We start from the raw sequence: 24,128 nt of genomic DNA, 5'->3' as shown, positions 1-24,128 counted from the left end.
GGTGCCCGCCGCGATCCGGGACGGAGAACCGGAGGCCGACGCGGCGGCGGTCGCGGGGCCGGCACCGGAGCCGGGCACGAGAGCGGAACCGGAACCGGAAGCGGAAGCGGTGCCGGGCTCGGAAGCGGAACCGGAAGCAGCGCCGGAGGCGGAAGCGGAACCGGAAGCCGGACCCGGAGCGGCCCGGGCGGACGCAGAGCACGAGGAGCAGGCCGTGGACCGGGAGCAGCGGACCGGACCCTCCGCCACGGACAGCGCGGCGGCGCGGTCCTCGGCCGGGGCGGAACCGGCGGTGGTACTGCGGAAGGCGGAGGAGAGCGAGGCGGCGGCGCCCGAGGTCGAGGCCGACGCCGCGCCGGAAGCGGAACCCCTGACGAGGCAAGAAGCGGAATCCGAGCCGGAGGCGGAACCGGAATCCGCCGCCGTGGCCAAGGGCGGCGATGAGGCCGCTGCTCCTGGGAAGCGGGTCACGTCGGAGGCCGAGACCGGTACCGAGGTCGAGTCCGCCGCCGACGCCGACGAGCCTGGAGCCGCGCCGGACGCAGCGGGCCGGGCGGCCTCCGTACCGGAACCGGGCCCGGCTTCCGGACAGAAGCCGGCCGTCGCCAAGGGTGCCGCCAAGGCCGGCGCCGAGGGTGACGACGAGGCCGCCGCCCGGCGGCGTGCCGGGGAGATCGCGGGCATGTCCACGCCGCCCCCCGGACGGTTGCTGAGCGGCCGTTACCGGCTCATCTCCATCGTGGGCCGCGGCGGCATGGGCACCGTCTGGGAGGCCACCGACGAGATCCTCGGCCGTCAGGTGGCCGTCAAGGAACTCCGCCTCACCAACGGCATCGACGACAGCGAACGCAAGCGCTTGATCACCCGCACCCTGCGCGAGGCCAAGGCCATCGCCACCGTCCGCAGCCAGGGCGTGGTCACCATCTACGACGTGGTGGACGAGGGTTCGCGCCCCTGGATCGTGATGGAGCTGATCGAGGGCCGCTCACTCGCCGACCTCATCCGTGACGACGGCCCGATGCCGCCCGCCCGGGCCGCCGAGATCGGCCTCGCCATCCTCGATGTGCTGCGCGCCGCCCACGACAAGGGCATCCTGCACCGCGACGTGAAGCCGTCCAACGTCCTCATCGCGGACGAGGACGGCCGGATCGTGCTCACCGACTTCGGCATCGCCAAGGTCGAGGGCGACCCCTCGATCACCTCCACCGGCATGCTCGTCGGCGCCCCCTCCTACATCTCCCCGGAACGGGCGCGCGGCGAGGCGCTGGGCCCCGCCGCCGACCTGTGGTCACTCGGCGCGCTGCTGTACTGCTGCGTCGAGGGCCGCCCGCCGTACGACGAGGGCGGCGCGATCGCCACGCTGTCCGCCGTCATGAACGCCCCGCTGCGCCCCCCGCGCAACTCGTCCGGGCCGCTCACCGAGGCCATCACCGGGTTGCTGGCCAAGTCGCCCAAGCAGCGGCTGGACGAGCCCGGTACCCGCGCGCTGCTGACCGCCGCCCTGACGGCCGACCCGGACGGCTCCGAGGACCGGACGATGGTGGTCGGGCTCCGTACGGCCGGTGCCGCGCCCGCCGATGCGCCGGCGGCGCCCGCGCCGCAGCGCACGCCCCCCTACGGCGCGCCCGCGCTCGGCTCCGGCCCGGCGGGCGGCGGCAAGCGCGGACTGATCGTCGCCGCCGTGCTGATCGCCGTGCTGGCGGTCATCGGCACCACGCTGCTCGTGACGCGCGGCGGCGGGGACGAGGCGGACGGCGGGCAGCAGGACCAGGAGCAGGGCCAGGACCCGGGTGGATCGGAACAGCCCGGTGACGACGGCGCGGCCGGTGACGCGGACGCCGACGCCGGTGCCGGTACGGACCCGGGCGCGGACGCCGCCGACGGCGGCGCGGACCCCGGGACGGACCCGGGCGGCGACGCCGGCACCGACCCCGCGCAGCCGCCTGCCGGTGAAACGGACTCCGGCGAGTCGTCCGGGGTGCCCGGCACCCGCCCGGAGAACGACGGGGACGGCACCCTGCCGGAGAACCCCCAGGGGTACGCCGAACTGACCGACGAGACCTTCCGGTTCCGGATGTCGCTGCCCGACGGCTGGCGCCGTACCGGCATAGCCGGTCAGAACTCCGGTGGCATCTTCAGCGCCCCGGACGGGGGACCGCCGAAGGTGCAGGTTGACTTCAACGCCACCCCTGGGGATGACGCGGCCGGTGCCTGGCACAGTCTGGAACCGGCCGTCCGCAGCAACAGCACGGAGTATCAGCGCATCGGCATCGCGGCGGTGGGCTGGCGCGACTACCCGACCGTCGCGGACTGGGAGTTCGAGCGTACGGAGGGCGGTACCCGGGTACGTGTTCTGAACCGGGGATTCCAGGTCGACCCCGGACGTGGCTACGCCATCATGATCACGTGTGCCGCCGACGCGTGGGACGAGGAGGAGTGCCGCACCCTTCGGGACACCGCTTTCCGTACGTTTTCGCCGCTGCCGTGACTCGGTCCTGATACAGACTGGCTTGGCCAGGAGTTGACGGATCGTGGGCGTGGTATGTCTACGGCCAGTATCGTGAGTGGCCGAGGCACGGAAGCGGTGGGGAGGCGGCGTGGAAACGTACGCGGGGCGGCTGCTGGCCGATCGCTATCGGCTTCCCAGGACCCCGTCCGAGGCGTTCGAACTGGTCGAGTCGCGGGCTTTCGACACGGCGAGCGGGCAGGAAGTGCTCGTACGGCAGGTGCCGTTGCCGGAGGTCGTGGACGCCGAGGTGGTCGACGAGGACGGCGGCCGGGCCCGCCCGGTGGGGGCGCGGCGCGGGGTGGGGGACCGGGCCACGCGCTCGCCCGAGGACCCGGTGGTGCGCCGGGCGCTGGAAGCGGCGGCAGCCGCCGGGCAGTTGCCGGACCATCCACGGCTCGATCAGGTTTTTGATGTGTTCGTCCAGGGCGACGGGCTCTGGATCGTGAGCGAACTCGTCCCGGCCCGGCCGCTGGCGGCCGTGCTGGCCGAGGCCAGGCTCGGCCCCTACCGGGCGGCGGAGGTCGCGGCGGATCTGCTGGCGGCGCTGCGCATCGTGCACGCGCACGGCTGGACCCACCGGAACGTCACCACCCGCACCGTGCTGATCTGCGAGGACGGCCGGGCGCTGCTGACGGGTCTCGCCTCGGGCGCGGCCGAGGAGGTGCTGTGCGGCTACGACCCGCTGCCGGCGCCGGCGGCGCCGGACCGCCAGTCCCTGCCGCCGGGTGGCGGCGGGCAGGCTCCCGGCACGGGCGAGGCGTGGGGCGTTCCCCGGCAGGGCCAGGCGGCCCCGGCGGCCGGTGCCCCGTGGAGCAGTGACGGCAACGCGCCGTCGGCCGAGGACCGTTACCGGCGCTGGCCGTCGCCCGGCGGCGAGGGCGCCCCGGGCGTTTCGGGCGTTCCGGGCACGCCGGCCGCCGGTCAGGAGTGGCACGGCGACCCGGCGGACGGCGCCGGGCAGGAGCCGTACGGCGCGCCGGGCCGGGAGGGCGTGAGCGGCCCCGGAGCCGAGTGGGACGGCACACCGGGCGGGCCGCAGGGGCCGCAGGGGCCGCAGGGGCCGGGGGCGGTGGGCTGGGACGACGGCTCGGCGGGTGCCGGGAACGCGGGCGGGCCCGGTGAGATGCCCGCCGGGCAAGGCCAGGAATGGCACGGCGGCCCGGCGGACGGCGCGGGGCAGGAGCCGTACGGCGCGCCGGACCGCGACGGGCGGGACGCGTACGGCGGTGCCGCGTCGCACGGCGGCGCCGGGTACGGCGGCCCGGAAGCACCGGACGGGCCGCAGCCGTACGGCGGGCACGGACAGGGTCACGACGGCACCGGTGGGTACGGCGCTGCCACCGGACACGACAACGGACACGGCCACGGCCACGACCACGACGGCGCGGGGGCGCTCGCGCCGTCCGCCCCGTCCGCGCCGCACGGGCAGGGCGCTCCGCCCGCCGCCGGGGGGCACGGGCCCATGGGGGCCGCCACCGAACGCTGGGACGCCGATCCGGCAGACGGGGCCGGTGCCGGTGTCACCGACCGGTACCGCCGCTGGGGCGGTGGCGGGCCGCAGGGCCCCGCCACCCAGGGGTTCCCGGCCGCGTGGGATTTCGAGGGTGGGGGCGGTGCCCGGCTCTCCGCCGAGGAGCGGGCCGCGCGCAGTGGCGCCATCGCCGCGTACCGGGCCGGTACGCAGGCCGGGGCGAACGCCGCCGGGACCGCCGGTGGTCCGGGTGCGGGGACGGCGCCGAGCCCGGCTCCCGGTACGGGTACGGGTACGGGTGCCGGTCCGGCTCCGGTCTCCGGTGCCGCCGCCGGGGGCGCCTCGGGTCCTGCCGCGCTGCCCGCGCCCGGTCGCGAGAGCCGTGCCGTGCGCACCGGCTGGGATCCGCCGCCCGCGCCCCGTGCGGCCGTGCAGACCTCCGCGACCCCCCGCTACCGGGGACCGGACACCGCGCTGGCCGCCGAACGCGCCCGGCAGGCGCGCATCATGACGGTGGGCGCCGTGACCGAGCGCTGGGCGCCGGAGCAGGCCGGGCCCGTGCACGACCACTGGCAGCTCGCCCCGCCGGTCGGCCCGCCCGCCGACTTCTGGGCGCTGGGCGCCCTGCTCTTCCGGGCCGTGCAGGGCCACCCGCCGTATCCCGAGGAGAACCCGGCCGAACTCGTCCAGGCGGTCTGCGCGGAGCCGCCCGCCTTTGCCGAGGAGTGCGGCGCGCTGCGTCCCATCGTCGAGTCGCTGCTGCGGCAGGACCCGACCGAGCGGCCCAGCGCCGAGGAACTGCGCGGCTGGCTCCGTTCGCTGCTGCGCAGCGCGCCGGAACCGGAGGTGGGGCGGCGCACCGTCACCACGCCGCTGCCCGCGCTGGAGCCGGGACGGCCCTCCGATCCGCGCCGGCTGCCGATCGCGCGGCGCCGGGGCGAACTGGTCGGCCCGCGCCGCCGGGGACGCGGCGGCGGACACCATCCGCGCCGGCTCGGCAAGCTGCTGCTCACGCTGACCCTGCTCGGACTGGCGGGCTCGATCGCCTACATCGTGCTGTTCCTGGCCGAGGACCCGCAGGACCGGGCCGGCCAGCCGCCGGTGAGCAGTGAGCCGTCCACCGAGCCCACGCCGGACCCGCCCGACCCGTCCGGTGACGCGTCCGGCGGTGCGGACGACGCGGACGGTGCGGACGACGGCGGGCGGGAGCCGACCCCGGACGGTCAGGGGGGCCGCGGCCTTCCGCAGGGCTACGTGGTGCTGGAGGACCCGGCCGGGTTCTCCATGTCGCTGCCCGAGGACTGGTCGCGGACCACGACGTCCGACGGCGCGGTGGTGTTCTCCGACGGGGAGGTCGAGATCGTGGTCGTCCCCGGCCGGGACGGCACCGACCAGTACGCACAGGGTCCGATGGCCTATCAGATGGACCACCTCGGCGAACTGGACGGGTTCCGCGCCGACACGTACGCGACGTCCAGCGGCCTGCGCGAGACCCGGGTGGGTGCTTCCGTCATGGCGCAGGGCAACTTCCGCTGGCGCGCGGACGGCAGTGAGTGGATCGCGCACAACCAGGTGATGCAGCTGGGGGATCGCTACCACGTGGTCCTGGTGCGCGGGCCGGTCGGTGCCGGGGACACGGTCGCGGAGGTCTTCGACGCGGTGGCCGACAGCTACCGCTACTGACCGCGGGGAAGGACCGGCAGGCCCGATAGGCAGCGGGCCGCCGCGGCCGTACCCTCCCGCTATGACGACATTGCGGTCCGATGAGCTGCCCACCGAGTTGGTCGCGCGGCTCACCGAGGGAGTGACCGGCAGCGGCCGGACCGTCTGCCACAACGCGTTCACCGGCCGGCCGCTCGCCGAGCTGCCCGAAGCGGCGCCGGCCGAGGTGACGGCGGCCTTCCGGCGGGCCAGGGACGCCCAGGACCTGTGGGCGCAGTGGCCGGTACGGCGGCGGGCGGCCGTACTGCTGCGTTTCCACGATCTGCTGCTCGACCGGCAGGACGAGGTGCTCGACCTCATCCAGCTGGAGACCGGCAAGGCCCGGCTGCACGCGCACGAGGAGGTACAGGCCGTGCTGTGCGCGGCCCGGCACTACGGGCGCCGCGCGCCGGGATATCTGCGCCCCCGGCGGCACGCCGGCGTGTTCCTGTTCCTGACCCGGGTGCGCGAACTGCGCCACCCGCGCGGGGTCGTCGGGCACATCTCGCCGTGGAACTACCCGCTGGAACTCTCCGTCGGCGATGCCCTGCCCGCCCTGGTGGCCGGCAACGCCGTGGTGATGAAGCCCGATACCGAGACCGCGCTCACCGCGCTGTGGGCGCGCCGGCTGCTGATCGAGGCCGGGCTGCCGGCGGAGGTCTGGCAGATCGTGCTCGGCGCCGGACCCGTCGTCGGCCCGCAGGTGGTTCGGGAGGCGGACTACGTGACGTTCACCGGCTCGACGCGCACCGGACGCGAGGTGGCGCGTACCGCGGCGGGCCGGCTGATCGGCGCCAGTCTCGAACTCGGCGGCAAGAACGCCATGCTGGTGCTCGCCGACGCCGACATCGAACGGGCGGCAGCCGGGGCGGTCCGGGCGTGCTTCTCCTCCGCCGGGCAGCTGTGCATCTCGATCGAGCGGCTGTACGTGCACGAGTCGGTCGCCGACGCGTTCGTGCGGCGGTTCACCGAGCACACACGGGCGATGCGGCTGGGCGCCCAGCTGGACTACGGCGCCGACATGGGGTCCCTCAGCTCGCGGGCGCAGCTGGAGACGGTCGAACGGCATGTCGCGGACGCGGTCGGACAGGGCGCGACCGTACGGACCGGGGGCCGGGCGCGTCCCGATCTGGGCCCGTACTTCTACGAGCCGACCATCCTGGAAGGGGTACGGCCTCCGATGCTGGTGTGCGCGGAGGAGACGTTCGGCCCCGTGGTGTCGGTGTACCGGTTCACGGAGGAGGCGGACGCGGTGGCGCGGGCGAACGCCACGCCGTACGGGCTCAACGCCTCGGTGTGGTCGCGTGACGGGCGGCGCGCGCGCCGGATCGCGGCGCGGTTGCGCGCCGGGACGGTGAACGTCAACGAGGCATTCGCGGCGGCGTACGGGAGCGTGGGCGCGCCGATGGGCGGCTGGGGCGACTCGGGGCTGGGGCGGCGGCACGGCGCGGAGGGGATCACCAAGTACACCGAGGCGCAGACCGTGGCGCAGCAGCGGCTGTTGCCGATGGGGCCGCCGGTGCTGGGCCTGGACGACCGGCGGTACGCGGCGCTGGTCTCGCGGATGCTGCGGGTGCTGAAGGCGCTGCGGGTGCGCTGAGGCCGGGGCGCCGGCGCGGAGGGCCGCGCCGCGCCGGGCCGCCGGTGCCGGCGGCCCGGGACGGGGGCGAAGGGACCCGCCTTCCGGGGGCAGTGGGGCGGGTCCCTTCGGTCGGTGGGCCGTCGGCTCAGGCGGTGGCGGTGCCGGAGCGGCGGCGGACGGCGACCATGGTCCCGGCGCCGAGGGCGACGGCGGCGGCGCCGGCCAGGGTGAACAGGGGCAGCACCGAGGAGGCGCCGGTCGCGGCCAGTTCACCGGTCACCGGGAGCTGCGCGAACTCGCCCTGCGGAGCGGGCTTGTTGACCGGCTCCTTGGTGCTGGGGGCGGGCGTGTCGTCCGGGGTGGTGCCGGCCGGGACGATGTCGAAATAGGACGTGGTGAACTCGCCTTCCTGGCAGGTGCCGTCGGGGGAGACGTACACGCCGGTGCTGAGCGCGTAGCCGGTCCCGGCGGGGGCGTCGGCGGCGGCCTTCAGACGCAGCCGGGCGTCGGCGTACTCACCGGGGGCGAGGACGCCGGTGACGCCGAAGTAGCCCCACGCGTCCTCGATGTTCTCCCAGGCGCCGTCGACGAACCACTGGAGGTCGATGGCGATGTCGTCGAAGTTCTTGTTGTCCCAGGCGTAGACCTCGGCGAACGCGTACAGCTCCTCGACCGGCTGGTCGAACCCGTTGGTGATCCGGTAGGTGAACTCGGTCCACCGGCCCGCGACGACCTCGGAGGGCAGGCCGATCAGCTCGGTGCCGATCGCCTCGACGTCCCAGGTGTAGTCGGTGCACTCGGCGTCGGGGTCCGGCAGCTGGCCGCTGTCGTCGGTGTCCTCGCCTCCTTCACCGGTGTCGTCGTCGGTGTCCTCCTCCTCGGAGTCCTCGTCCTCTTCCTCGTCGGTGTCGTCGTCGGAGTCCTCGCCCCCGCCAGGACCGCTGATCGCGCCGAGGATCTCGTGCTCATCGGTGGTGCCGGTGGGCTCGGTCTCCGCGGTTCCGGTGTCGGCCGGGTCCGGGGTGGTGTCCGGACCGGTGTCGTCGGCGTCGTGCTCCGTGCTGTCCCCGGTGCCGGGTTCCGTGGTGTCCCCGGCGGTGCCGTCCTCCTGGACGGTCTCCTGGGTCCCGGCCGGCGGTTCGCCGTCGGTGGCGAACGCGGGGGAGGCGGCCAGGAGAGCCGCGGGGGCCATGACAGCGGTCACGGCCGCTGCTGCGGCGGCGCGACGAAGCTTCATAAGTGCCTCTCGTAGAAACGATGATGACACCCCGTTCGACCGCTCACATATTCGATTGGTTGTGCTCATGACGGTCACGGAATGGACACGAGTTGTTCATGTGGTGTATGAGGCGCGCCCGGCGCGGGCACGGGCGCGGCCGGACGGGGCGCGGAGACGGAGAGAGGCCCCGGCCGCCGGCTTGGGGAAGCGGCGGCCAGGGCCTCTGCGGTCAGCACGGGCGGCAGGGCGGGCCGCCGGTGCTGGGTGCCGCGGCGCCCGGGGGAGGCGCCGGCGGCGGGGTCCGGACCCGTGGCGAGGGGGAAGGCCACCGGTCCACCGGGTCGGTGGTGCGCACCACGCGCGGTGCGGGTTCGCGGTATCGGACATGGTGGGGGATGAGGGGCGTTCCGGGCAAGGCCCCGGCGTGAATCCGTCTCCCCCGCGCCAGTCGGCCGGTCCTCGGCGTCCCGAGGACCGGCCGTCAGGGTTGTGACCGGCCTGCTGTCCCCTGCTGCCCGGTCACGGCACCGGAGCGAGGTCCCACGACGCTCAGGCGTCTCATCGCTCCGGGGACACTTCCTTCAACGAGGGGCGGGGCGGCCCGGTCACGCGCCGTACGGGTGACGCCCCGCCCGTGCGCGCGGACGGAAACCGCGCCCGACCGCCGGGGCCGGCTCCCGCCCGGCGTCAGCGCCCGGTGCCGCGGCACAGCTCCAGGAGCGTCATTGCCAGCCGGGTGCCGGGCTCGCGGCCCAGCGCGTCCCCGTACGTCCGCAGGATGTCCATCTCGCGCGCCAGATCGACCCGGCGCCCGCCGTCGGTGATCCGGATCTGCTGGATCTCGTCCGACGCGCTCATCCGTTCCTTGATCAGGGCGACGATCCGGGCGTCCAACTCGTCGATCCGCCGCCGCGCCCCGGCGATCCGGTCGGCCGTCGTGGCCCCGGCCGCCGGGTCCGTCGCCGGATCGGTCACTGCGTCCGCCGTCGTCCGCGTCTTCGTCGTGCTCATGCTCTCTGGTCTCCTGCCGTTGTCCGGATGGACGGAGCCCCGGCCGGCCACGGACCCGGCACCCACGCGAAGCGCCCCGGGCCGTGAGCCCGGGGCGCCTGAAGGTCGCTGTGGTTCAGTGCTGAACGCAGCGCGCCGCATGGCAGCCGGCCGGGCCGGTGCCATAGGTAAAGAAACGCGCGTGCGGAAGCATGCCGCCGAGTATGCCACCCCCGCCGGGCCCGGGCCGGCCGGGGTGCCCCGCGGCCTCGGTAGACTCGACGGCAAGACCACCCTGCTCCACCGCCGAAAGGCCGCCCCGTGGCTTCTGTGCCCTCTCCCGCGCCTCCGCCCGCGCCCGACACCGTGCTCGTCGTCGACTTCGGCGCCCAGTACGCCCAGCTCATCGCCCGGCGGGTGCGTGAGGCACGCGTGTACAGCGAGATCGTCCCGTCCACCATGCCGGTGGCCGAGATGCTCGCCAAGCGGCCCGCGGCGATCATCCTCTCCGGCGGACCCTCGTCCGTGTACGCGGAGGGCGCGCCCGGCATCGACCGCGCGCTGTTCGAGGCGGGCGTGCCGGTGCTCGGCCTCTGCTACGGCTTCCAGCTGATGGCGCGCGAGCTCGGCGGCACCGTCGACAACACCGGCGCGCGCGAGTACGGCCGCACCGAACTGTCCGTCTCCCGCCCCGACTCCACCCTCTTCGAGGGCACCCCCGAGCGGCAGCAGGTGTGGATGTCGCACGGCGACGCCTGCTCGGCCGCGCCCGAGGGGTTCACCGTGAGCGCCACCACCGACACGGTGGCCGTCGCCGCGTTCGAGAGCGACGAGCGGCGGCTGTACGGCGTGCAGCACCACCCCGAGGTCCTGCACTCCACGCACGGACAGCAGCTGCTCGAACACTTCCTGTACCGGGGCGCGGGCCTGGCGCCGACCTGGACCACCGGCAGCATCGTCGACGAGCAGGTCGCCGCGATCAAGGCCCAGGTGGGCGGCAAGCGCGCGATCTGCGCGCTGTCCGGCGGCGTGGACTCGGCGGTGGCCGCCGCCCTGGTCGTCAAGGCCATCGGTGACCAGCTGACCTGCGTGTACGTCGACCACGGGCTGATGCGGCAGGGCGAGAGCGAGCAGGTCGAGAAGGACTTCGTGGCCGCCACCGGCGCCCAGCTGCGGGTGGTGGACGCCTCCGAGCGGTTCCTGGGCGCGCTGGCCGGGGTCAGCGACCCCGAGCAGAAGCGGAAGATCATCGGCCGCGAGTTCATCCGGGTCTTCGAGCAGGCGCAGGCCGAGCTGATCGCCGAGGCGGGCGCGGCCGGCGAGGACGTGGCGTTCCTGGTGCAGGGCACGCTCTACCCGGACGTGGTGGAGTCCGGCGGCGGCACCGGCACCGCCAACATCAAGTCCCACCACAACGTGGGCGGGCTGCCGGACGACATCGAGTTCGAGCTGATCGAGCCGCTGCGCAAGCTGTTCAAGGACGAGGTCCGGATGGTCGGCGCCGAGCTGGGCCTGCCAGACGCCATCGTGCACCGGCAGCCGTTCCCCGGCCCGGGCCTGGGCATCCGCATCGTCGGCGAGGTGACCGAGGAGCGGCTGACCATCCTGCGGGCGGCGGACGCCATCGTCCGCGAGGAGCTGACGGCCGCCGGTCTGGACCGGGAGATCTGGCAGTGCCCGGTGGTGCTGCTCGCGGACGTCCGCAGCGTCGGCGTCCAGGGCGACGGCCGCACCTACGGCCACCCGATCGTGCTGCGCCCCGTCTCCTCCGAGGACGCGATGACGGCGGACTGGTCGCGGCTGCCGTACGACCTGCTGGCGAAGATCTCCAACCGCATCACCAACGAGGTCCCGGACGTCAACCGGGTCACGCTGGACATCACCAGCAAGCCCCCGGGCACCATCGAATGGGAGTGACCGCCGGGTCCCCCTGACGCGTCAACGGGTTCGCCGCCGTCCACACGTGTGGGTGGCGGCGAACCCTTTCTGCGGTCGATAGGCTGATGAGACGGTCTACTGTCCCGTCGTATGGGAGGAACCATGACTGCCGCAAAGCCGCAGGCTTCTGCCTCGTGGCCGGTACCGCCGCCCGACGGATACACAGTGGACGACCTGCTGACACTGCCCGACCTCCCGCCGCACACCGAGCTGATCGACGGGAGCCTGGTCTTTGTGAGTCCGCAGCGGAGCTTTCATTCACTCACGATCGATGTGTTGATGGATGGCCTGCGCCGGACCGTCCCCGGCGATCTGCGGGTGCGGCGGGAAATGACGGTCGTGATCGACAAACGGCAGGGGCCGGAACCGGACGTCTGTGTGCTTCGGGCGGAAGGTGTCCCCCACGCGGAGAACGAGTCCCACTACCGGGCCCGCTACGTGGTCCTGGCGGTCGAGGTCGTCTCGGCCGACTCGGAGAGGCGTGACCGCGAGCGCAAGCCTCAGCTCTACGCACAGGCCGGTATCCGGCACTTCTGGCGCGTCGAGCGGGGTGAGGACGGACTTCCCGTCGTGCACGTCTACGAACTCGACCAGGCGACGGGTGCCTACGGCCTCACCGGTATCCATCACAACCAGGTGAAGCTGTCCGTCCCGTACGACATCGACATCGACCTCACCGCCGTGGAGCGGCTGTAAGCCCCCCTCACACCAGCCGGCGCGCCGCCGAGACGTGGCGCTCCACCGTCCGAGGTGGGAGTGACCGCCGGGTCCCCCTGACGCGTCAACGGGTTCGCCGCCGTCCACACGTGTGGGTGGCGGCGAACCCTTTCTGCGGTCGATAGGCTGATGAGACGGTCTACTGTCCCGTCGCATGGGAGCCGCAACGATGACGAGCGCCGCGCCTGACAGCACACCCGACTGGGCTCACCCCCCGGCCGGGGGCTACACGGCAGAAGATCTCGACACACTCCCGGGACTGCCTCCGCACACGGAGCTGATCGACGGGAGCCTGGTCTTCATGAGCCCGCAGACGAAATTCCACCTGCGCGTGCTGCGACTGTTCGAGCAGGGCTTGCTGCGTACCGTTCCGGATCATCTCGAAGTGCTGCGCGAGTTCAACGTCATCCTGGGAAAGCAGCAGCGCCCGGAGCCGGATGTGATGGTGGCCAGGGCCGACGCGGACACCGGCGATCTCCAGACCGCCGTGCACGCGGCGGACGCGGTGCTCGTGATCGAGGTCGTGTCGCCCGAGTCCGAGGCCCGGGACCGGGAGACCAAGCCGATCAAGTACGCCCGGGCCGGCATTCCGCACTTCTGGCGGGTGGAGCGGGGAGACGACGGCCTGCCCGTGGTGTTCGCGTACGCGCTCGACAAGGCGACGGGTGCCTACGGCCTGACCGGCATCCACCATCACCGGCTCAAGGTGACGGTTCCGTTCGTCATCGACATCGACCTCACCGCCGCCTCCCGCCGGTAGGCCCCCCTCACACCAGCCGTCGCGCCGTCGCCCAGCGGGTGAGTTCGTGACGGTTGGACAACTGGAGCTTGCGCAGCACCGCCGAGACGTGGCTCTCCACCGTCTTCACCGAGATGAACAGCTCCTTGCCCACCTCCTTGTACGCGTAGCCCCGCGCGATCAGCCGCAGCACCTCGCGTTCCCGCTGGGTGAGGCGGTCCAGGTCCTCGTCCACCGGGGTGGTGTCGGAGGACGCGAAGGCGTCCAGGACGAAGCCGGCCAGCCGGGGGGAGAACACCGCGTCGCCGTCCGCGACCCGGAAGATGGCGTCCACCAGATCGGTACCGGTGATGTTCTTGGTGACGTAGCCGCGCGCCCCGCCGCGGATCACGCCGATGACGTCCTCCGCCGCGTCCGACACCGACAGCGCCAGGAACCGCACCGAGGACAGCAGGCCGGCGCTGCGGCGCAGCACCTCGACCCCGCCGCCGCCGGGCAGGTGGACGTCGAGCAGCACCACATCGGGCCGGGTCTCCTTGATGACGGCGACCGCCTGGTCGACGTCGCCCGCCTCGCCCACCACGTCGACGCCGGTGTCCTCGGTGCGGCCGATCTCCGCCCGGACCCCGGCCCGGAACATCCGGTGGTCGTCCACCAGCACCACCCGGGCCCTGCGCTGCGTACTCATGCCGATCGCTCCATCGTCAGTTCCACCTCTGTCCCCTCGCCCGCCGTGGACTTCACCCGCGCCGTGCCGCCGTGCCGTCCCATCCGGCCGATGATCGACTCGCGTACGCCCATCCGGTCGGCCGGCACCGTCTCCGGGTCGAAGCCGGGGCCCCGGTCGCGGACCGATACGAAGACGGTACGCCCTTCGACCTCCGCGAACACCCGCACAGGACCGCCCTCGCCACCGTACTTGGCGGCGTTGACCATCGCCTCGCGGGCCGCCTGGAGCTGGGCGGCCAGCGCCTCCTCCAGCGGGCAGTCGCCGACGCACACCACCTCGATCGGCACGCCGTGGTGGTCCTCCACCTCGGCGGCGGTGGCGCGTACCCCTTCGGCGAACGTACGGGGTCCGCTCTCCTCCTCGCTCTCCACCCGGCCGGGGTTCTCGGCCGACTTGTGCAGCCAGGTGCGCAGTTCGCGTTCCTGGGCGCGGGCCAGCCGTGCCACCTCGCGGGCGTTGTCGGCGTTGCGCTGGATCAGGGTGAGGGTGTGCAGCACCGAGTCGTGGACGTGCGCGGCGACCTCGGCGCGTTCCTGGGCGCGGATGCGCATGGTGCGCTCCTCGGAGAGGTCCTGCACCATGCGCACCAGGTACGGGCCGGCCAGCAGCGCGATGCCGACCACGACGGCCACCGCCGCCTGGAGGGCGGTGCTCAGCGTCTCGCCGGGCTCGGTGGCCGAGCGCAGCCACACGAAGCTGGTGACGCCCAGGCTGACCAGGGCGGCGCCGGCCGCGTAGCGCACCAGCGGCAGCCAGCGGGTACGGCGGGTGACCTCGGCCCAGTGCTCGCGGCGCGCGTTGTCGGCCTGCCGCCACACCATCGCGGCGCCCACCGCGATGATCAGCAGCGGCCACAGATAGGCGTCGCCGACCGAGAACTGGAGGTTGGCGGCCAGCACGCCCATCGCGCTGGCCGCCACCACGAGCGCGACCAGCTGCCCCTTGGACGGGATCCGCAGCCGCCGCGGCGGCTGGGCGAGGGCGGCCTGCTGGGCGGGGGTGCCCAGCGGCACCACGAACCAGAACGCGCCGTACACCAGGATGCCCAGGCCGTTGGCCATGACCAGGGCGGCCAGGACCAGCCGTACCCAGGAGACCGGCACCCCCACGTGCCCGGCCAGGCCCTGCGCCACGCCGCCCAGCCAGCGGCCCTCGGCGCTGCGGTACAGCTTGCGCGGCGGCACCTCCCCGGACGGCGGTGCCGTGGCCGGCGCGGGCGTGCCGGCGGGCGTGGTGGCGGTGGTCATGCTCCGATCGTCACACGAGTGGCCCCCTCGGCACATCAGGGGTGCCCCCCAGGGGAGGGTGGGGACAACCCCCGCGCCGGCCGCCCGGGATCTCAGGGATTCCTCCGGGGCGGCCCCGGATCCCGGCCCGCGGCGGCAGGCCGCACCATGGAGGGCATGAGCGTGGACGAGTCGGCCCCTCCGGCACCGGTGACCGCGCGGCTGACACGCAGCCGCCGGCAGAAAGTGGTCGGCGGGGTGTGCGGCGGGCTGGGGCGGTACTTCCATCTGGACCCGGTGCTGTTCCGGGTGCCGCTGGCGGTGCTGTCGGTCATCGGCGGCCTCGGCCTGATCGCGTACGGGGTGGCCTGGCTGCTGATCCCGTTCGAGGGCGAGGAGGAGAACGAGGGCCGGCGGCTGCTGTCGGGGCGGGTGGAGGGCCCCGGGCTGACCGCGCTGCTGTTCACGCTGGTGGGCTGTGGCCTGTACGTGGCGTCGGTGAGCACCCGCCATCCGGCGATCTGGTTCTCGGTGCTGCTGGTGACGGCGGTGGGCGGGGCGGCGTACTGGTCGCGGCGCCGGGTGCTGGCGGGTGAGGACGAGCCGGCGCCGGGCGGGGCGGGCGCGGCGGAGGCCGCGGCGACCGCGCCGCCCGAGGCGCAGGCGCCGCCGGCCCCGGCGGTCGCGTCGTGGTGGCGGGAGTCCGCGGGCGGCGGGACGAGTGGGGGAACCGGGGGAGGAGCGATGGGCGTGCAGGGACAGGGCCACTATCTGTGGGGGCCGGCCGACGCGGCTCCGGGCGCGCAGGCGCCGTACGCGGGCGGCACGGCCACCGGTCCTGTGCACCTGGGCACGACGGCCGGCCCGTGGGCCGCGCCGCCGCCGGGCACCCCGGGCGCGGTCCGGCCGCTGCCGCCGCCGCGGCGCGGCGCGTGGCTGGGCGGGCTGGTCTTCCTGGCGGCGGTGGTGTCCGGGCTGGTGGTGATGGCGGCCACCTGGCTGCGGTACCCGCTGGGCACGGTGCTGGTGTGCACGTTCGCCGTGGTGCTGGCGGTGTACGGCGCGGGCTGGCTGATGAGCGCGTTCTTCGGGCGGCTCGGCGCGGGCAGTGTGGTGGTGGTCGTGCTGACCACCCTGGCGCTGGCGGGCGCCTCGGTGCTGCCGCGGAACATCACCACCAGCTGGACGGACAGCACCTGGGAGCCGGTGGCGGCGGAGCAGGTGCAGGACCGGTACGAGCTGGGGACGGGCCGGGGGCAGCTGGACCTGAGCGGCCTCGCACTGACCGGGGACGAGACGGTACGGACCACGGTGGAGGCCGGGGCGGGGCAGATCAAGGTGATCGTGCCGTGGAACGCCGAGGTGATCGTGCACACCAGCATCACGGCCGGCGCGTACACCTACAACGAGGCGCCGGAGTACGAAAGCTCCGGCGGCCCGGACCATGTGTGGGGCGGGATCAGGAACGACCAGACCGACACCTACCCGCCGCCGGGCGGGGCGGAGGCGGCCGGCACCGTGGAGCTGACCCTGGACATGGGGATCGGGCACGTGGAGGTGGTCCGCTGGGACCGCGTCGAGCCCGCCCCGGAAGCGGAGATCGGATCATGAGTCAGTACCGAGGGATCGACCGGCACCGCTTCGAGCCCGCCCGGCTGGTGCTGGGGCTGGCGCTCACCGCCGTCGCCGTCGTGGTGTACGTGCGGGCCCGGGACGAGGACGGGCGGCTGCCGGTGGCGGTGCTGGTGGCCCTGGTGGCGGGGTCGCTGCTGCTGGCCGGGCTGGTGTCGCTGGTGACGCGGTCGCTGCGCCGGGCCCGGCAGGGCAACCGGGACGGGGAGAAGCGGGAGCCGGCGGACGCGGGGTAGGCGGTGGCTAGCCGAACATCAGGCTGCCGCGCCGCCGCCGGCCGCGTTCGCGCAGGTCGTCCAGGGCGTACGGGCCGCTGCCGGTGAGCAGCAGGGTGACGAAGCCGAAGAGGTAGGGGAGATCGGCGCCGAAGTAGTACGGGGACGTGCTCCAGGAGACGGTCAGCCACATCAGCAGGGTGAGCAGCGCGCCGAGGGCGGCGGCGGCGCGGGTGGCCAGGCCCGCCAGTACGGCGAGGCCGACCAGGATCTCGGCGACGGCCGTGCCGTGTCCCACCAGCGTGGGGTGGTCGAGCGCGAGGTCCACGAGCCACGGGACGGGGCTGCCGTCGTGGGAGAACTCCAGCAGGGTGATGGTGTGTTCGCGGGAGAACGCGGAGAACGGGCCGCTGTCCAGGTACTTGTCGAGGCCCGCGTACAGGAAGGTCAGGCCGAGGAAGAGGCGCAGCGGCAGCAGTGCGTAGCGGGCGGTGGCGCTCTCGCGCGGGTCGTGCGGCACGGTCATCGCGGGCTCCCTCCGGGTGGTGCGGCGGGTACGGCGCGTCGGTCGGTGCCTCAGTCTGCCACCGTGATCGGGTAGCGGCCAGACTCCGTACCGGCTGCCGTGATGACCTGGATGTCGGCGGGGCCCGGGTCGAGTTCGGCCGGGACGGGCAGCCGCAGCACGGTGTCGCTGGGGTTGGTGAAGCCGCCGCCGGCTACCGGGACCAGCGGGACCGGGACCAGGATGTCGCCGATGCGCACCAGGGTCCTGGCCAGCTGGTCGGCCGTCTCGGCGCCCGGCGGCACGAACCCCGAGCCGCGGATCTCCAGTTCGTCGCCGTAGCGGATCGCGGAGTGCGGGCCGCCGGGCTCGCGCACCCGGACCACCGACTGGATGACGGGGCGTCCGCCCTCGGTGAGTTTGGCGGCGGCGTAGCCGAGGCCGGAGACGGCGACCAGGACGACGAGTGCCCAGGGCGGGCTGGGCAGTTGGTAGGGGTCGCGGGCGAGCTGGACGGCGGCGAAGACCACGGCGGCGGTGTTGACCAGGACGTACTGGGCGGCGGTGAAGCTGATGGTGCCGGAGTCGTCGGTGAGCGGGTCGAGGGCGCGCGGGCGGTGGGCGCGGATCTTCTGGGTGCGGAAGTGCCGTACCCGGTGGGCCACGGCCTGCCCGGTCCACAGGGCGACGGCGCAGGTGAGGGCGGTGACGGTGAGCAGCCCGGCGCCGTCCGGCAGGCCGAGCCCGGCGCGCAGCGCGGCGCGGTCCTCGCCGTCGCCGGTGCCGGCCAGGGTGAGGGCGAGGGTGAGGACGGCGTAGGCGGCGAGCAGCAGCCAGCCGGCGGCGACCGTACGGGAGGTGGAGACGCGGTTGTCGGCGCCGATCAGCGGGGCGAGGGCGCCGCCCTTGCGCCGGTGCAGCCAGGCCACGCAGGTGAGCAGGGCGGCCAGGACGGTGGCGGCGAGCAGCGCGGCGGTGCGCGGCAGGGTCCAGCCGGCGCCGATCGCGGTGAGGGCCTGGCCCAGCAGCAGGGCGAGGACCGCGGACCAGAGCAGGACGGTGGTGCGCTGGGCGCGCAGCGCCAGCCAGGCGGGGCCGGCGGCGCGGGCGCGGTCGGCGACCGTGTGGGCGGCGGCGGTGAGTTCGTCCGAGATCCACTGCCGGGTGGCCTCGGGGGAGTAGGCGAGGGCTTCCGGTATGCCGTGGCCGGCGGCCAGGCGGTCGCGCTCGGCGCGGAACGCGCGCACGGCGCTCCGGTGGGCGGCGCGGGCGCCGAGCGGGCAGTCGCCTGGTGGGGCCGGCTGCACGGACACGATGGGTTCCCTCCCCTGATGGTGGAGGGGAAATTCTGCCCTATCCGGGGCGGTTCACGTCACGCGGGCCGGGTGGCGGCGGCGAACGGCATGGAGTCGACGGGGGCGGTCCGTACCGGGGTTCCGGGGCGTGAGGCGTGCACGACCTGGCCGTTGCCGATGTAGAGGGCGACATGCGTCAGACCGGGGTAATAGAACACCAGGTCACCGGGGGCGAGTTGGTCGCGGCTGACCCGGGTGCCCGCCCCGGACTGGCTCTGGCTGGTGCGCGGGAGGGCGACCCCGGCGGCGGACCAGGCGGCCTGAGTGAGGCCGGAGCAGTCGTACGCGTCCGGTCCGGTGGCGCCCCAGCCGTAGGGCTTGCCGACTTGGCCGAGGGCGAAGGTGGTGGCGGCCTGGGCGCGCGGCCCGGCGGCGGGGGCGGGTGCGGCGAGCGGGGCGGCGGCCGATGCGGCGGTGCCGGGGCCAGGGCCGGTGGCGTGGGCGTCCTGGCTGAGCAGCCGCTGCCGTTCGCGTTCGGTGAGGGTCTCCAGCAGGGCCTCGGCCTCGGCGAGCTTGGTCTCCACGGTGTCGCGTTCGGCGTCGGCCCGGTCGCGGGCCCCGGTCAGTTCCTCGGTCAGCTCGGCGGCCTCGGCGCGCAGCTGTTCGAGGTCGCGCAGCTGCCGCTGGGCGCCGGTCAGCGCGTCGGCCTGCCGGTCGCCGCTGCGGTCCATGGCGGCGGCGCGGGCGAGGTAGGTGTCCGGGTCGGAGGAGAGCGCCAGCTGGACCTCGGGGGGCATCCCGGCGGCGCGGTACTGGGCGGCGGCGTGCGAGCCGAGGGCCCGGCGGTACTCGTTCAGCCGGTCGGTGCTGCTGTCGGCGGCGAGGCTGACCCGCTCCAGCTCGCGCTCGGCCCGGGCGACGGCCTCGTTGGCAGCGTGGTAGCGCTCGGTGGCCTGCTCGGCCTCGTGGTGCAGGGTGTCGATCTCGCTGCGCACCTGGTCGGGCCCGGGCTGCGGGTCGGCCAGGGCCGTACCGCCGCCGGCCACCGCGGCCGAGGCGGCGCCGGCCAGGGTGAGGGTGGCGGTGGTGCGCACCGCCCCGCCGGAGCGGGGCTTGCGGTGCGCGGCGCCGGGGGCGGCGAACGGTCTGCGCCACGGGTAGCTCGGGGAGCCGGGCTTGCGATGCTGGGCCATGGCTGAGGACGCTAGGCCGGGCCGGGCTCCCCGGGAGTGGCCGGAACGGGATTGGCGGCAATCGCTCGATCGCTGATCGAGGGTGACCGTTTCACTCCGGGTGATCTGCCCGGGTCGGTTCGCTGTTGGTGACGCGTGTGATGGTCCTCACGCCGCGTCGAGCAGCTGGTCGATGGTCTCGCGGAAGGTGTCCATCGACTGCGCGCCCACGATCGGGTGCCCGTTCAGGAGGAAGGCCGGGGTGGTGGTCGCCCCCAGTTCGACGCCCTCCTCGGCGTCGGTGGCCACCGCCTCGTCGGCCTCGGGGGACTCCATGTCGGCCAGCAGCCGCTCGACGTCGGGGACCCCGGCCGCCTCGGCCAGCTCGCGCAGCCCGTCCTCGGAGAACCGGCCGGTGTCCCGGTGGAACTCCTCGGCGAACGCGGCGTCGTAGAACTCCCAGAACCGCCCCTGCTGCCCGGCCGCCCACGCGGCGCGGGAGGCGGCGTCCGATTCGGGGCCGTAGACCGGGAAGTTGCGGAACTCGATGCGCAGCGCGCCGCGCTCCACGTACTCCTCGATCAGCTCGTGGTGGACGCCGCGGGCGTGGGTGCCGCTGAAGGCCGACTGGAAGTCGCTGTACTCGATCATGACCACCGGTGCGTCGGCGGCGCCGAGCGCGAGCGGGTCGTCCGCGTCGCGGCGGGCCAGTGCCAGGGCCGGGTGGCCCTCGGGCAGCGGCTGGAGGGTGCCGTCGCCGGGGGTGGGGTTCCGCTGGTTGTCCGCGGTGCTGTTGCCGCTGCTGAAGAGGGCCGCCATGGCGCCGAAGACCAGCACCAGGACGAGCACGGCCGCCAGGACCACGAAGGTCAGCGGACGCTTCCGCACGGCGTACGGGCGCGGGTCGGGGCGCCGGGCGGGCCGGGTCGGCCGGGAGGGGGGCATCGGAGGACTTTCTGGGCCGGGGGTGTGCGCACACGCTCACCGGCGAGCGTAATGCGGGGGGCTGCTTTCCGGGAAAAAGGGGGTGCGTACGCTGCGCGGCATGGACGTACTCATCCACATTTTCGTCGCCCTGCACATCATCGGCATCGCGGCGCTGCTCGGTGGTTTCCTCACCCAGATGAAGGCGATGGGCGCCGGCGAGGCGCGCATCGTCCCGGGCATGGTGCACGGCGCCGCGACCATGCTGGTGACCGGTCTGGTGCTGGTCGGCCTGAACCAGGCCGACGACAACGAGGTCAACAACACCAAGATCGCGGTGAAGCTGGTCCTGCTGCTGGTGCTGAGCGTGCTGGCCTACCTCAACCGGGACGAGGAGAAGGTCTCCACCCCGGTCTTCGCCACGATCGGCGCGCTGACGACGGCGAACATCTTCATCGCCACCCTCTGGTGAGAAACCCCGTGCCGGGGTGGCCGACGGAGGAGATCCGGAAGGTACGGCTGGGGTGACGGCACGCCTCTTGTGACGGGAGACCCGCTCTGGGATTGTTGAGGTGGCCCGCGCCGGAGCCGCGTTCTTCGCGCTGCCGCAGCTCCACCCCTCCGACACCCCGATGTCGTCGACGCCGTCCACGTGATGCAGCGCATCCTCATGCAGCGCCCCGCCTACAAGCAGTACCGCCAGTGGGGCGAGGAGGAAGAGGGCGGCAGCCCCGCTAGCTGAGTTCGTCCGCGAGCAGATCCATCAGCAGCCCGTCGTGCCACTCGCCGTCCGGCCCCCGCTCGTAGCGCCGCATGATGCCCACCGGCCGGAATCCGACCTTGCGGTAACAGGCGATGGCCGCCGCGTTGTCCGCCGCCGGGTCGATCACCAGCCGGTGATGGCCCAGCTCCGTGATCAGATGCCGGGCCAGCGTGCGCACCGCGTCCGAGCCAAGACCGCGCCCGTGCAGCGCCGGATCCAGGTAGATGTCCATCCCGGCGTGCCGGTAGTCCGGCTCCTCCTCGGCGTGCCACTGGATGGCCCCGGCCACCTTTCCCTCGTACTCGATGACCAGGGTGGTCGTACCCGGCTCCGCCAGGTCGTCCCGTACGGCGGCCCGCAGATCGTCCCCGCCGCGCCAGCGCGCGTACACCTCCGGAGTCCGGCGGATGGCCGCCAGCGCGGACACGTCCGCGTCCGCCGTCGGCCTCAGCACCACCCGCGCACCGTGCAGCATCGTCGCCATGGTTCCCATCGTGCCAGGCTTGCCGGATGAGCGAAGAGTTGCGCCCCAGCGCGGAGATCACCGCCGCCGACTGGATCGGCCCTCGGCTGGGCGGCGCGTTCGGCGCGGTCCGGCGTACGGTGCCCGGCGGGTTCGCCGCCTATGCCCGGATCTTCCACCCCGCCGATGACCACACCTGGGCCGAGGTGGCCGCCGCCACCGGCCGGACGGCGCATCCGCTGATGCAGTGGCACGCCCTGATGGGGCTGCCGGAGCCGTTCTCCCGCCACGAGCCGCTGTGGGACGGGTACCCCCCGGAGCTGGGACGGCTGGACCCGGCCGACTTCGTCCGGCTGCGCACCGTACTGGCCCGGCACACCGGCACCGCGGACGCGTGCTGGTTCGGGCTGTGGGAGGGCTACGGCGCGGTGGACCTGCCGCCCGGGGCCGCCGCCCTGCCGCACGTCGAACTGCCCGGCCGCGAGTACCTGCTGTTCAGCGGCGCGCTGGACGGTGCGTGGCCGCCCTGGTTCGCCGACCGGTCGCCCAACCTCTGCTGGCCCGCCGACCGAGCCTGGTGCCTGGCCTCCGAGATCGACTTCGACTCCACCCTGGTGGGCGGCAGCACCGCGCTGGTGGGCGAACTGCTGCGCACCCCCGGCCTGGAGGTGGCGGCCGTCGGCCCCGACGACTCGCTGGCCGTCGACGCCGACCGGGTCAACCCCGTGCCGGAACCGGATCCTGGGACCGCCCCGGGCGGGGGCAGGCGTGGCCCGTGGTGGCGGAGGTCGTGGCGTAGCCGATGACCTGGTCCATCCGCTCCCGGGTGCGGATCAGGGAGGTGATCTGCTCGTCGATGCGCCGGCGCTCGGCCGCCAGCCGGTCCAGCACGCCCGGATCCGCCTTGCCCGAGACCACGCACGGCAGCAGGTCCAGGATCACCCGGCTCGACAGCCCGGCCGCGTACAGCTGCTGGATCAGCAGCACCCGGTCCTCCGCGCTCTCCGGGTAGTGCCGCTGTCCGCCGGAACTGCGCTCGGAGGTCAGCAAGCGCTGCTCCTCGTAGTAGCGCAGCGCCCGCACGCTCACCCCGGTCCGCCGGGCCAGTTCGCCGATCCGCACCGCCTCCACCGTCCTTCCGTATGAAGCCCGTCACACAACTTGCCTCTGACGTCAGCGTCAGGTTCTAGCGTAACGGAGCAGTCAGCAACACCCCTCCTCTACGCCAGGGACAAGCTTGTGACCAGCATGTTCGACAGCTACCAGCTCGGCGGCCTCCGGCTGCCCAACCGCGTCGTGATGGCTCCGATGACCCGGGCCCGCGCCACCGCGGACGGGCTCGTCACCCCCGCCATCGCGACCTACTACGCCCAGCGCGCCACCGCCGGGCTCATCGTCAGCGAGGGCGTCGCCCCCAGCGCCCGGGGCCAGTCCAATGTCAAGGCCCCCGGCCTCTACACCGACGAACAGGTCGCGGCCTGGCGGCCGGTCACCGCCGCCGTGCACGCCAACGGCGGCCGGATCTTCGCCCAGCTCATGCACGGCGGCCGGGTCGGCCACGAGGCGGTCCAGGGCCACCGGCCGGTCGGGCCCTCCGCCGTGGCCCTGGACGGCCAGGTGTACGCGGGCACCGAGCTGGGCTTCCAGCCCGCGCCCGTACCGTACGCCCTCTCCACGGCGGAGGCCGCCGAGGAGGCGCGGCTCTTCGGGGCCGCCGCCCGCCGGGCCGTGGAGGCCGGCTTCGACGGCGTCGAACTCCACGGCGCCAACGGCTACCTCATCCAGCAGTTCCTCTCCTCGCGCGCCAACCGGCGCACCGACGCCTACGGCGGCGGCGTCACCGGCCGCATCCGGTTCGCCGTCGAAGCGGTGGAGGCGGCGGCCGACGCCATCGGCGCCGACCGGGTCGGCCTGCGGATCTCGCCCGGCGGCACCGCCTGGGACACCGCGGAGGAGGACATCCCGCAGCTGTACGGGGCGCTCGCCGACGCCCTCGCCCCGCTCGGGCTCGCCTACCTCCACACCCTCGTCACCACCGACGAGGACACGCTCCTCGCCCTGCGCAAGGCGTGGCCCGGCACCTTCATGGTCAACCCCTCCGGCCAGATCGGCCCGCAGGAGGCCACCCGCGAGGGCGGCGAGGAGTGGCTGGCCCGGGGCGCCGACCTGGTCAGCTACGGCCGCAAGTACCTGGCCAACCCCGACCTGGTGGAACGGTTCCGCACCGGCGCCCCGCTGCACCCCACGCCCGACCACATGACCTTCTACCAGGACGACACCGCGTTCATCAGCTATCCCAGCGCCCAGTACGCGTGATCGGGGACCGGCGGCCAGGCG

Annotated in this window: 21 protein-coding genes; 11 read left to right on the top strand and 10 right to left on the bottom strand. The window is 74.1% G+C overall.

Annotated features, from left to right (window positions below; genetic code table 11):
* Positions 1 to 214: 214 nt before the first annotated feature.
* From BM385_RS00220 to BM385_RS00210, 3 genes are all read left to right on the top strand, one after another.
* The gene (locus BM385_RS00220; RefSeq protein WP_254791403.1) at positions 215 to 2,488 is read left to right on the top strand and encodes a serine/threonine-protein kinase; all 2,274 of its coding nucleotides are present in this window, start codon (positions 215 to 217) and stop codon (positions 2,486 to 2,488) included.
* A 109-nt stretch (positions 2,489 to 2,597) separates the two neighbouring features.
* The gene (locus tag BM385_RS00215; protein WP_093841821.1) at positions 2,598 to 5,663 is read left to right on the top strand and encodes a serine/threonine kinase C-terminal domain-containing protein; all 3,066 of its coding nucleotides are present in this window, start codon (positions 2,598 to 2,600) and stop codon (positions 5,661 to 5,663) included.
* 61 nt (positions 5,664 to 5,724) lie between these two features.
* Positions 5,725 to 7,281 (top strand): succinic semialdehyde dehydrogenase, encoded by a 1,557-nt coding sequence (locus BM385_RS00210; protein WP_093841820.1) that lies wholly within the window; start codon positions 5,725 to 5,727, stop codon positions 7,279 to 7,281.
* Between the two features lie 127 nt (positions 7,282 to 7,408).
* Here the strand turns inward: BM385_RS00210 and BM385_RS00205 are convergent, their stop codons facing one another.
* Both BM385_RS00205 and BM385_RS00200 read right to left on the bottom strand, forming a co-directional pair.
* Positions 7,409 to 8,467 (bottom strand): hypothetical protein, encoded by a 1,059-nt coding sequence (locus BM385_RS00205; RefSeq protein WP_139275123.1) that lies wholly within the window; start codon positions 8,465 to 8,467, stop codon positions 7,409 to 7,411.
* A 702-nt stretch (positions 8,468 to 9,169) separates the two neighbouring features.
* Positions 9,170 to 9,493, bottom strand: coding sequence for a chorismate mutase (locus BM385_RS00200; RefSeq protein WP_093841818.1), 324 nt, complete (start codon positions 9,491 to 9,493; stop codon positions 9,170 to 9,172).
* Between the two features lie 309 nt (positions 9,494 to 9,802).
* Between BM385_RS00200 and guaA the strand changes: the two genes are divergently transcribed.
* The 3 genes from guaA (at position 9,803) to BM385_RS00185 (ending at position 12,887) form a co-directional block, all read left to right on the top strand.
* Positions 9,803 to 11,389: a glutamine-hydrolyzing GMP synthase gene (gene guaA, locus BM385_RS00195; protein ID WP_026047045.1), complete on the top strand. Its 1,587-nt coding sequence runs from the start codon at positions 9,803 to 9,805 to the stop codon at positions 11,387 to 11,389.
* A gap of 123 nt (positions 11,390 to 11,512) precedes the next feature.
* The gene (locus tag BM385_RS00190) at positions 11,513 to 12,106 is read left to right on the top strand and encodes a Uma2 family endonuclease (protein WP_026047044.1); all 594 of its coding nucleotides are present in this window, start codon (positions 11,513 to 11,515) and stop codon (positions 12,104 to 12,106) included.
* 190 nt (positions 12,107 to 12,296) lie between these two features.
* Positions 12,297 to 12,887: a Uma2 family endonuclease gene (locus BM385_RS00185; protein ID WP_026047043.1), complete on the top strand. Its 591-nt coding sequence runs from the start codon at positions 12,297 to 12,299 to the stop codon at positions 12,885 to 12,887.
* A gap of 7 nt (positions 12,888 to 12,894) precedes the next feature.
* Here the strand turns inward: BM385_RS00185 and BM385_RS00180 are convergent, their stop codons facing one another.
* Both BM385_RS00180 and BM385_RS00175 read right to left on the bottom strand, forming a co-directional pair.
* Positions 12,895 to 13,554, bottom strand: coding sequence for a response regulator (locus BM385_RS00180; protein WP_037755070.1), 660 nt, complete (start codon positions 13,552 to 13,554; stop codon positions 12,895 to 12,897).
* Entirely contained in the window at positions 13,551 to 14,843 is a 1,293-nt protein-coding gene (locus tag BM385_RS00175; RefSeq protein ID WP_093841817.1) for an ATP-binding protein, read from the bottom strand. Before BM385_RS00175 ends, BM385_RS00180 begins: the two co-directional genes overlap by 4 nt.
* Positions 14,844 to 14,999: 156 nt before the next feature.
* On the opposite strand from BM385_RS00175, the gene BM385_RS00170 reads away from it, so the two are divergent.
* Together BM385_RS00170 and BM385_RS00165 are read left to right on the top strand one after the other, a co-directional pair.
* Positions 15,000 to 16,433, top strand: coding sequence for a PspC domain-containing protein (locus BM385_RS00170; RefSeq protein ID WP_175542881.1), 1,434 nt, complete (start codon positions 15,000 to 15,002; stop codon positions 16,431 to 16,433).
* Entirely contained in the window at positions 16,430 to 16,690 is a 261-nt protein-coding gene (locus BM385_RS00165) for a hypothetical protein (protein ID WP_019431578.1), read from the top strand. Before BM385_RS00170 ends, BM385_RS00165 begins: the two co-directional genes overlap by 4 nt.
* A gap of 7 nt (positions 16,691 to 16,697) precedes the next feature.
* Here BM385_RS00165 and BM385_RS00160 read toward each other — a convergent pair whose 3' ends face one another.
* The 4 genes from BM385_RS00160 to BM385_RS00145 form a co-directional block, all read right to left on the bottom strand.
* Positions 16,698 to 17,195 (bottom strand): DoxX family membrane protein, encoded by a 498-nt coding sequence (locus BM385_RS00160; protein WP_019431577.1) that lies wholly within the window; start codon positions 17,193 to 17,195, stop codon positions 16,698 to 16,700.
* Positions 17,196 to 17,245: 50 nt separating this feature from the next.
* A complete protein-coding gene (locus BM385_RS00155) occupies positions 17,246 to 18,487 on the bottom strand; it encodes a hypothetical protein (protein ID WP_093841815.1) in 1,242 nt (413 codons plus the stop codon).
* A gap of 59 nt (positions 18,488 to 18,546) precedes the next feature.
* Entirely contained in the window at positions 18,547 to 19,662 is a 1,116-nt protein-coding gene (locus BM385_RS00150) for a C40 family peptidase (RefSeq protein ID WP_254791402.1), read from the bottom strand.
* A 147-nt stretch (positions 19,663 to 19,809) separates the two neighbouring features.
* On the bottom strand, positions 19,810 to 20,586 hold the full coding sequence (locus BM385_RS00145) for a DsbA family protein (RefSeq protein ID WP_093841814.1): 777 nt from the start codon (positions 20,584 to 20,586) through the stop codon (positions 19,810 to 19,812).
* A gap of 100 nt (positions 20,587 to 20,686) precedes the next feature.
* On the opposite strand from BM385_RS00145, the gene BM385_RS00140 reads away from it, so the two are divergent.
* Positions 20,687 to 21,037, top strand: a complete 351-nt coding sequence (locus BM385_RS00140; RefSeq protein ID WP_026047039.1) for a hypothetical protein — start codon at positions 20,687 to 20,689, stop codon at positions 21,035 to 21,037.
* 262 nt (positions 21,038 to 21,299) lie between these two features.
* Here the strand turns inward: BM385_RS00140 and BM385_RS00135 are convergent, their stop codons facing one another.
* Complete coding sequence (locus tag BM385_RS00135; protein WP_026047038.1) at positions 21,300 to 21,803, bottom strand: GNAT family N-acetyltransferase; 504 nt, start codon at positions 21,801 to 21,803, stop codon at positions 21,300 to 21,302.
* Positions 21,804 to 21,838: 35 nt separating this feature from the next.
* Here BM385_RS00135 and BM385_RS00130 point away from each other — a divergent pair, with 35 nt between their 5' ends.
* Positions 21,839 to 22,597: a hypothetical protein gene (locus BM385_RS00130; RefSeq protein ID WP_175542880.1), complete on the top strand. Its 759-nt coding sequence runs from the start codon at positions 21,839 to 21,841 to the stop codon at positions 22,595 to 22,597.
* Here BM385_RS00130 and BM385_RS00125 read toward each other — a convergent pair.
* Positions 22,509 to 22,913 carry a MerR family transcriptional regulator gene (locus BM385_RS00125; protein WP_093842210.1) on the bottom strand — a complete coding sequence of 135 codons (405 nt, stop codon included), beginning with the start codon at positions 22,911 to 22,913 and terminating at the stop codon, positions 22,509 to 22,511. The two genes, BM385_RS00130 and BM385_RS00125, sit on opposite strands and share 89 nt — an antisense overlap.
* Positions 22,914 to 23,030: 117 nt before the next feature.
* Here BM385_RS00125 and BM385_RS00120 point away from each other — a divergent pair, with 117 nt between their 5' ends.
* The gene (locus tag BM385_RS00120) at positions 23,031 to 24,107 is read left to right on the top strand and encodes an alkene reductase (RefSeq protein WP_019431568.1); all 1,077 of its coding nucleotides are present in this window, start codon (positions 23,031 to 23,033) and stop codon (positions 24,105 to 24,107) included.
* Positions 24,108 to 24,128 lie beyond the last annotated feature (21 nt).

The sequence above is a fragment of the Streptomyces harbinensis genome (assembly GCF_900116145.1).
Classification (GTDB): Bacteria; Actinomycetota; Actinomycetes; order Streptomycetales; family Streptomycetaceae; genus Streptomyces; species Streptomyces carpaticus.
The sequence above is the reverse complement of the archived record's forward strand: the minus strand, read 5'-3'. Positions and strand labels throughout refer to the sequence as shown.

Coding starts and splice junctions, on each gene's coding strand:
- BM385_RS00160 (WP_019431577.1), bottom strand. CDS start 17,195: ATGACCGTGCCGCACGACCCGCGCGAGAGCGCCACCGCCCGCTACGCA.
- BM385_RS00130 (WP_175542880.1), top strand. CDS start 21,839: ATGAGCGAAGAGTTGCGCCCCAGCGCGGAGATCACCGCCGCCGACTGG.
- BM385_RS00145 (WP_093841814.1), bottom strand. CDS start 20,586: ATGCCCCCCTCCCGGCCGACCCGGCCCGCCCGGCGCCCCGACCCGCGC.
- BM385_RS00185 (WP_026047043.1), top strand. CDS start 12,297: ATGACGAGCGCCGCGCCTGACAGCACACCCGACTGGGCTCACCCCCCG.
- BM385_RS00150 (WP_254791402.1), bottom strand. CDS start 19,662: ATGGCCCAGCATCGCAAGCCCGGCTCCCCGAGCTACCCGTGGCGCAGA.
- BM385_RS00140 (WP_026047039.1), top strand. CDS start 20,687: ATGGACGTACTCATCCACATTTTCGTCGCCCTGCACATCATCGGCATC.
- BM385_RS00170 (WP_175542881.1), top strand. CDS start 15,000: ATGAGCGTGGACGAGTCGGCCCCTCCGGCACCGGTGACCGCGCGGCTG.
- BM385_RS00165 (WP_019431578.1), top strand. CDS start 16,430: ATGAGTCAGTACCGAGGGATCGACCGGCACCGCTTCGAGCCCGCCCGG.
- BM385_RS00190 (WP_026047044.1), top strand. CDS start 11,513: ATGACTGCCGCAAAGCCGCAGGCTTCTGCCTCGTGGCCGGTACCGCCG.
- BM385_RS00210 (WP_093841820.1), top strand. CDS start 5,725: ATGACGACATTGCGGTCCGATGAGCTGCCCACCGAGTTGGTCGCGCGG.
- BM385_RS00180 (WP_037755070.1), bottom strand. CDS start 13,554: ATGAGTACGCAGCGCAGGGCCCGGGTGGTGCTGGTGGACGACCACCGG.
- BM385_RS00135 (WP_026047038.1), bottom strand. CDS start 21,803: ATGCTGCACGGTGCGCGGGTGGTGCTGAGGCCGACGGCGGACGCGGAC.
- BM385_RS00175 (WP_093841817.1), bottom strand. CDS start 14,843: ATGACCACCGCCACCACGCCCGCCGGCACGCCCGCGCCGGCCACGGCA.
- BM385_RS00200 (WP_093841818.1), bottom strand. CDS start 9,493: ATGAGCACGACGAAGACGCGGACGACGGCGGACGCAGTGACCGATCCG.